Genomic DNA, 6836 nt, shown 5'->3' with positions numbered 1-6836 from the left:
ATTTAGGAGTTGTTAAAGCCCTACGAAAACCAGTCTCCAGGCTGGATTTATCTCCTTTTCCTGCACCCTCTTGACAAATGTGCAATTACCTTAACCTCTCACGGATGCTACATCTCGAATTCGTAAACTTGGGCCGCCACAGCCTACTGATAAGCCGTTTTGACCTCCCTTTCCACAACCGCCAGATTCATCCCAATAAAAGTCATCACCAATTGCCTCAATATCGGCTAAAGTTTGGAATACATTTCCTGAAAGTGTCACATCGCGCACAGGTTCAGCAATTTTGCCGTTTCTAATCATCCACGCTTCCCCAGCACTGAAAGTGAACATTTCGCCGTTCGTCATTCCACCCAACCAATTGCGGGCATAAACTCCTTCTTTAATATCAGTAAATAAGTCTTTGACTGGTGTTTCACCCCTTTCAATCCACGTGTTTGTCATCCGCACAATGGGAGTAAAGTGATAGTTTAGACAGCGGGCATTACCCGTAGGTGTTTCGTCTAATTTTCCTGCGGTTTCACGAGAATGCAAACGTCCAACCAAGACTCCATCTTTAATTAGTTGAGTAGTGGTGGCAGGGGTGCCTTCATCGTCGTAAAAATAACTACCGCGATGTCCTTCTGGGGCAGCACCATCAAAAATTTGCAGTTCTTCTGGGCCAAACCGTCGCCCAATGGTCATCACTTCCAATAAATCTGGGTTTTCATAAGCCATATCTGCTTCAGAAAGGTGTCCGAAGGCTTCGTGGACAAACAAACCAGTCAGAATTGGGTCAATGACTACGGTGTAGGTATTGCCTTTGACTGATGGCAGAGATAAAGCTGCGATCGCTCTTTGAGCTGCACTTTGGATTTGTTCATCTAAATTAGTTAAATCTTCATAAGCTTTGCGAGAACCAGTGGTTTCCCTACCAGTTTGTACAGTTTCGCCATTCTTGGCTGTGGCGGCAAAGCGCATTTCCATATCTACCCAAGATTGCTCAATTAAAGTGCCCTCAGAGGTAGCGATAATCACTCGTTGGGCGCTGTCTCCATAGCGCACCGAGGTTGTGGTAATTCGCCGATCGACACTTTTGAGCAATTCCGTGTAGCGATCGCATAATTCTTTTTTCTGCGAAAGTGAGATTTTTCGCGGATCTGTGCCGACCAAAGGCAGATTGCATATTACGTGCACCGGGTCAATGGGTGCGAGTATAGTTTCTTCATCACCAACCATCCGCGCCGCAGCGATCGCTTCTTCGATACGCTCCTGAATGGTGGAAAGCTGGTTAAAGCAACTCAACCCCCATCCACCTTTATAACAAGCGCGAATATGTCCGCCAATGGAGATGCCTTCACTGAGGGTTTCTACCTTGTCGCCACGCAACAAGATATCAGTCCCTTCTGCTTCTTCAAGGCGAATCATCAGATAATCTACACGTTCTGAGTAACGGGCAATGAGGTCAGAAAGTAGATTTTGTGCGTCAGCAAGTGTAGTCGGCATTTCCAGGTAATAATAATGACGAACTGCCTTTATTTTGCAATTATTTGGGAACTTCTGCTACTCTATTTTCCAGTTCACTTATGAATGCCAAAGTGTAACTACTTCCTAGAAGAGAGGAAGAAACTCTATTCGGTCTTGATACTCGTTATCAAGCGAACCTTCAGCGATCAAAAATAACTGCTCAAGATTTTCACCAACGCTTAATTTCGGATTCAGGATGAATATTCCTGGCACATGATGATTTGCTGCTAGATGATCTGCCAAATGAACTGGCATCGATTTGCGATTGTTTGTGATTAGAATACAATTATTTTCTTCACACCAAAGCAAAATTTCTGGGTCTAGAGTTCCTTTCTTTGGAGTGGTTAAGTCACCAATTGCCATTACAAATAGATCGGGCTTGAGACGGCGAAGTTGAATTGTGTAAATTGGATCGACATTTTCATCTATAAGATATTTCAGCGCCATCAGCTTGAATCGCCATTTTTTCAGCTTTTAATTTTCGTAGTTTCTCTACAACTGGGTTGGGATTTCGGCGTTGTTCTTCTCTCATGCGATCGCTCCACTCTAGCCAATCTGTCATGTAGGCATCTACCGCTTGTTTATTATGCAAGTAGTAGAGAATGGTTGCATAGACTTGTTCTAAAGTCAATGAGGTGTAAGTTTTGGCAATCTCTTCTGGAGTTTTGGCACGGAATAGGTAGTCAAACAAAATCGTTTCAATTCCTACCCGTGTTCCCTGAAGTCGAATATCATCCGGAGCAAGAAAGTTAAAGTAGTCTTCAAGTTGCATACTTAGCTGAGGCTGATGCTATGTTTCTTCTACGATCGTAGCATTGGGCTAATTTGAGCGATCGTATTTTTCTTCAGACTCAAACTCTACTAGAAGTTGACTGCAAATAGTTTTATTAAAAGCATTAGTCATAATCCTTATGTGTCCACTCAGCAGTTTACCGTCATAGGAATATTTGCGCCCGTTATTTAGGGCAACTTGTATAATAACTTACTAACTAATTGTCAAGTTGATTTTTTGGTCTTCATCACATCTTCTATAATTGATAAAATCTGCTCAATTAATTTAGGCATGAGACTGTGACCGAATCAGGAAACTACAAAGATACTGTAAACCTACCCAAGACTAACTTTGAGATGCGGGCAAACGCCATCAAGCGTGAGCCGGAAATCCAAAAATTTTGGGAAGATAATAAAATTTACGATCGCCTCTCTAAAGAAAACCCAGGCGAATTATTTATACTGCACGATGGGCCGCCCTACGCTAATGGCTCGCTTCATGTCGGTCATGCCTTAAATAAAATTCTTAAAGATATTATTAATCGTTACCAACTCCTACAAGGGCGTAAAGTTCGCTACGTTCCTGGGTGGGATTGTCACGGTTTGCCAATTGAATTAAAAGTTCTGCAAAACATGAAGTCAGCGGAACGGCAAAACTTAACATCTTTGCAACTGAGACAAAAAGCTAGAGAATATGCCTTAGCTGCGGTAGATGACCAGCGCCAAGGTTTTAAAAGCTATGGTGTTTGGGGTGACTGGGAACATCCTTATTTGACGCTGAAGCCGGAATATGAAGCGGCGCAAATTGGCGTGTTTGGTCAGATGTTCTTAAAAGGCTACATCTATCGGGGTTTGAAGCCTGTTCATTGGAGTCCTAGCTCAAAAACTGCTTTGGCGGAGGCTGAGTTGGAATATCCAGAAGGTCACGTTTCCCGGAGTATTTATGTGGCGTTTCCTGTTACCAGTCTTGGGGAAGGCGTGAAATCGCTGCTGGGAGAATATTTGCCGGATTTGGGTGTGGCTGTGTGGACGACTACGCCTTGGACGATTCCGGGGAATTTGGCGGTGGCGGTGAATGGGGATTTGAATTATGTGGTGGTGGAGGTATCACGCAAAGACGCGGAGGCGCAAAGTAATTTCAAGTATTTGATTGTGGCGGCGGAGTTGGTTGAGAGGTTAGCTGCGACGCTGGGTGTTGAGTTGACCGTAAAAGCTACGGTTAAGGGGAGCGATTTGGAACATAGTACTTATCGTCATCCTTTGTTTGACCGGGAAAGTCCGGTGGTTGTGGGTGGCGATTATATTACTACTGAGTCGGGTACTGGGTTGGTACATACTGCTCCAGGGCACGGTCAAGAAGACTACATTGTTGGTCAGCGTTATGGTTTGCCTATCCTTGCGCCGGTGGATGACAACGGGAATTTTACCGCAGAGGCGGGAGAGTTTGCTGGGTTGAATGTGCTGGGTGATGGGAATCAAGCTGTGATTGATGCGTTGGCGCGTAAAGGTTCTTTGTTGAAGGAAGAACCTTATCAACATAAGTATCCTTATGATTGGCGGACGAAAAAGCCGACGATTTTCCGGGCTACGGAGCAATGGTTTGCTTCCGTGGAAGGATTTAGAGAAGAGGCGCTGAAGGCGATCGCTACTGTAAAATGGATTCCAGCCCAAGGCGAAAATCGCATCACGCCGATGGTGGCGGAACGTTCTGATTGGTGTATCTCCCGTCAGCGTGCTTGGGGCGTACCAATTCCGGTTTTCTACGATGAAGCCACCGGCGAACCGTTGCTGAACGAGGAAATTATCAACCACGTGCAAGCAATTATCGCTGAGAAAGGTTCCGATGCTTGGTGGGAACTTTCAGTTGAAGAGTTATTGCCAGAATCATATCGCCAAAATGGCAAGTCTTACCGCAAAGGTACAGACACAATGGATGTTTGGTTTGATTCTGGCTCATCTTGGGCAGCTGTGGCTAAACAGCGTCCAGAATTATGCTACCCCGCAGATATCTACTTGGAAGGTTCCGACCAACATCGCGGTTGGTTCCAGTCAAGTTTGCTTACTAGTGTGGCGGTGAATGACTGTGCGCCTTACAAAACTGTCTTGACTCACGGCTTTACTTTGGACGAACAAGGCCGGAAAATGAGTAAGTCCGAAGGCAATGTAGTTGACCCCAATACAATCATTCAAGGCGGCAAAAATCAAAAAGTAGAACCGCCTTACGGTGCAGATGTTTTGCGATTGTGGGTATCGTCGGTAGACTACTCTGGGGATGTCCGCATTGGGAAAAACATCATCAAGCAATTGAATGATGTTAGAGGGAAGATTCGCAATACGGCGCGGTTTTTGTTGGGTAGCCTCGATGATTTTGACCCCGAAAAGGATGCAGTACCTTTTGAAGAATTGCCAGAACTCGACCGCTATATGCTGCACCGCATCCTTGAAGTGTTTGAAGAAGTGACAGCAGCTTTTGATAGTTTCCAGTTCTTCCGCTTCTTCCAAACAGTGCAGAATTTCTGTGTGGTGGATTTATCCAACTTTTATTTAGACGTTGCCAAAGATAGGCTGTACATCAGTGCTACTAATGCTTTCCGCCGTCGCAGTTGTCAAACAGTGCTGAAGATAGCTTTAGAGAATTTAGCACGAGCGATCGCTCCAGTATTATGTCATACTGCCGAAGATATCTGGCAATATCTCCCCTACAAAACACCTTACAAATCAGTGTTTGAAGCCGGTTGGGTGCAGGTGGACGAAAAGTGGCGCAATGAAGAATTAGCCGAATCTTGGGAAGCGTTGCGAAAACTCCGCACCGATGTTAACAAGGTGTTGGAACAAGCCAGAATCGAAAAACTCATTGGTTCTTCCTTAGAGGCAAAAGCTTTAATTCATATCCCTCACAAACAATTAGGCGATGCAATTAAAGCCTTTAACCCAGCTAAAGGTAACGGCGTTGACGAACTGCGGTATTTATTGCTGACATCCCAAGTGGAATTATTAGATTCTGCTGAGGCACTGCAACAAGTAAAATATACAGCCGAGACCGAAGACTGGGTAATTGGTGTAGTGAATGCTGACGGGGAAAAGTGCGATCGCTGTTGGAACTACTCCACCCACGTGGGAGAATCAAAAGAACATCCGCTAATTTGCGAAAGATGCGTTGCAGCCTTAGCCGGAGAGTTTTAACAAATTCGTAATTCGTAATTCGTAATTCGTAATTAGAATATAGCGATTCTTAGTTAAGTGAGGTACACAAACTTTTGTTTTTAAAGGCAAAGGTTCGCAGAGTCTAAGCGCATTACGGTACTCAGTACCTCAGCAGACTAGGAAACGCTATAACAAAATAAATTCGTAATTCGTAATTCGTAATTCGTAATTAGAATATATCGATTCTTAGTTAAGTGAGGTACACAAACTTTTGTTTTTAAAGGCAAAGGTTCGCAGAGTCTAAGCGCATTACGGTACTCAGTACCTCAGCAGACTAGGAAACGCTATAACAAAATAAATTCGTAATTCGTAATTCGTAATTCGTAATTAGAATATATCGATTCTTAGTTAAGTGAGGTACACAAACTTTTGTTTTTAAAGGCAAAGGTTCGCAGAGTCTAAGCGCATTACGGTACTCAGTACCTCAGCAGACTAGGAAACGCTATAACAAAATAAATTCGTAATTCGTAATTCGTAATTCGTAATTAGAATATAGCGATTCTTAGTTAAGTGAAGTACACAAACTTTTGTTTTTAAAGGCAAAGGCTCGCAGAGTCTAAGCGCATTACGGTACTCAGTACCTCAGCAGACTAGGAAACGCCATAACAAAATAAATTCGTAATTCGTAATTAGAATAACAATTACGAATTACGAATTACGAATTACGAATTATTCTAATTGTCTTTTTGCTCGGACTTTTTCAAACGTGTCGCCTGACTTTTGCGGATGCGATCGCTTTTGCGAACAGCACCCGCCATTTCATATTCACGGCTGTCTTTACCGTATTTAAAAGCGACACCAATCAGCATTTTCTCAATCAGATCGTTTAAGTTTTTGTCTAATTCTTCCATTTCAGTTCTAGAAGAATTAATCACGGCTAAAGCAGTATTATAAGCATCTATCTTGCTACGGTACTGCTCAATTAGTTGTGTCACGTTTTGCAAGTTGCGAATATCTCCAAAATCCATATTGGGATCGATCGCTTTAAATCCCGCTACTCTTAATTCAGCTTTTTCTAAAACGCGGTATGTACGTTTTTGAGCAGGCATAAATGTATCCTTTTTATTGCTTTATACCTAGTTTGTCTTACTAAAGCTGTATCTTAGTTCAGTAAATTACTCATAAATTAGTATTTAATATTGCATAAAGCTCAGTATTTATCACAAAAATTATGCTTTTGTTGATGAAACCCATGAGTTTGTTGATGAAACGCATGAGTTTGTTGATGAAACGCATGGTTTTGTTGATGAAACCTATGGTTTTGTTGATGAAACTCGTGGTTTTGTTAATAAAACACTTGTATTAAGCGACTGCAAGTCATCAGGGCTGAAAATTACGGAATTTAGAGCAAAGACGGT

5 protein-coding genes are annotated in these 6836 nt (G+C 42.9%); 1 reads left to right on the top strand and 4 read right to left on the bottom strand.

The annotated features are described in order from the left end of the window. Positions 1-90: 90 nt before the first annotated feature. The 3 genes from H6H03_RS23425 to H6H03_RS23415 form a co-directional block, all read right to left on the bottom strand. Positions 91-1482, bottom strand: coding sequence for a TldD/PmbA family protein (locus H6H03_RS23425; protein WP_190957463.1), 1392 nt, complete (start codon positions 1480-1482; stop codon positions 91-93). Between the two features lie 105 nt (positions 1483-1587). Continuing rightward, positions 1588-1950 carry a DUF5615 family PIN-like protein gene (locus H6H03_RS23420; protein WP_190957462.1) on the bottom strand — a complete coding sequence of 121 codons (363 nt, stop codon included), beginning with the start codon at positions 1948-1950 and terminating at the stop codon, positions 1588-1590. Continuing rightward, positions 1925-2275: a DUF433 domain-containing protein gene (locus H6H03_RS23415; protein ID WP_190957461.1), complete on the bottom strand. Its 351-nt coding sequence runs from the start codon at positions 2273-2275 to the stop codon at positions 1925-1927. The genes H6H03_RS23420 and H6H03_RS23415 overlap by 26 nt, the downstream gene beginning before the upstream one ends. Before the next feature lie 299 nt (positions 2276-2574). Between H6H03_RS23415 and ileS the strand changes: the two genes are divergently transcribed. Further along, positions 2575-5457: an isoleucine--tRNA ligase gene (ileS, locus tag H6H03_RS23410; RefSeq protein WP_190957460.1), complete on the top strand. Its 2883-nt coding sequence runs from the start codon at positions 2575-2577 to the stop codon at positions 5455-5457. A 695-nt stretch (positions 5458-6152) separates the two neighbouring features. On the opposite strand, the gene H6H03_RS23405 is transcribed toward ileS, so the two are convergent. Beyond that, positions 6153-6527: a hypothetical protein gene (locus tag H6H03_RS23405; RefSeq protein WP_190957459.1), complete on the bottom strand. Its 375-nt coding sequence runs from the start codon at positions 6525-6527 to the stop codon at positions 6153-6155. Positions 6528-6836 lie beyond the last annotated feature (309 nt).

This window comes from Nostoc paludosum FACHB-159, from assembly GCF_014698835.1.
Classification (GTDB): Bacteria; Cyanobacteriota; Cyanobacteriia; order Cyanobacteriales; family Nostocaceae; genus Nostoc; species Nostoc paludosum.
Note: the sequence above shows the minus strand (reverse complement) of the source record. Positions and strands in the feature narration are given on the sequence as shown.

Bases quoted from the DNA above. Each gene is read 5' to 3' on its own strand.
- H6H03_RS23415 (WP_190957461.1), bottom strand. From the start codon at position 2,275: ATGCAACTTGAAGACTACTTTAACTTTCTTGCTCCGGATGATATTCGA.
- H6H03_RS23405 (WP_190957459.1), bottom strand. From the start codon at position 6,527: ATGCCTGCTCAAAAACGTACATACCGCGTTTTAGAAAAAGCTGAATTA.
- H6H03_RS23420 (WP_190957462.1), bottom strand. From the start codon at position 1,950: ATGGCGCTGAAATATCTTATAGATGAAAATGTCGATCCAATTTACACA.
- H6H03_RS23425 (WP_190957463.1), bottom strand. From the start codon at position 1,482: ATGCCGACTACACTTGCTGACGCACAAAATCTACTTTCTGACCTCATT.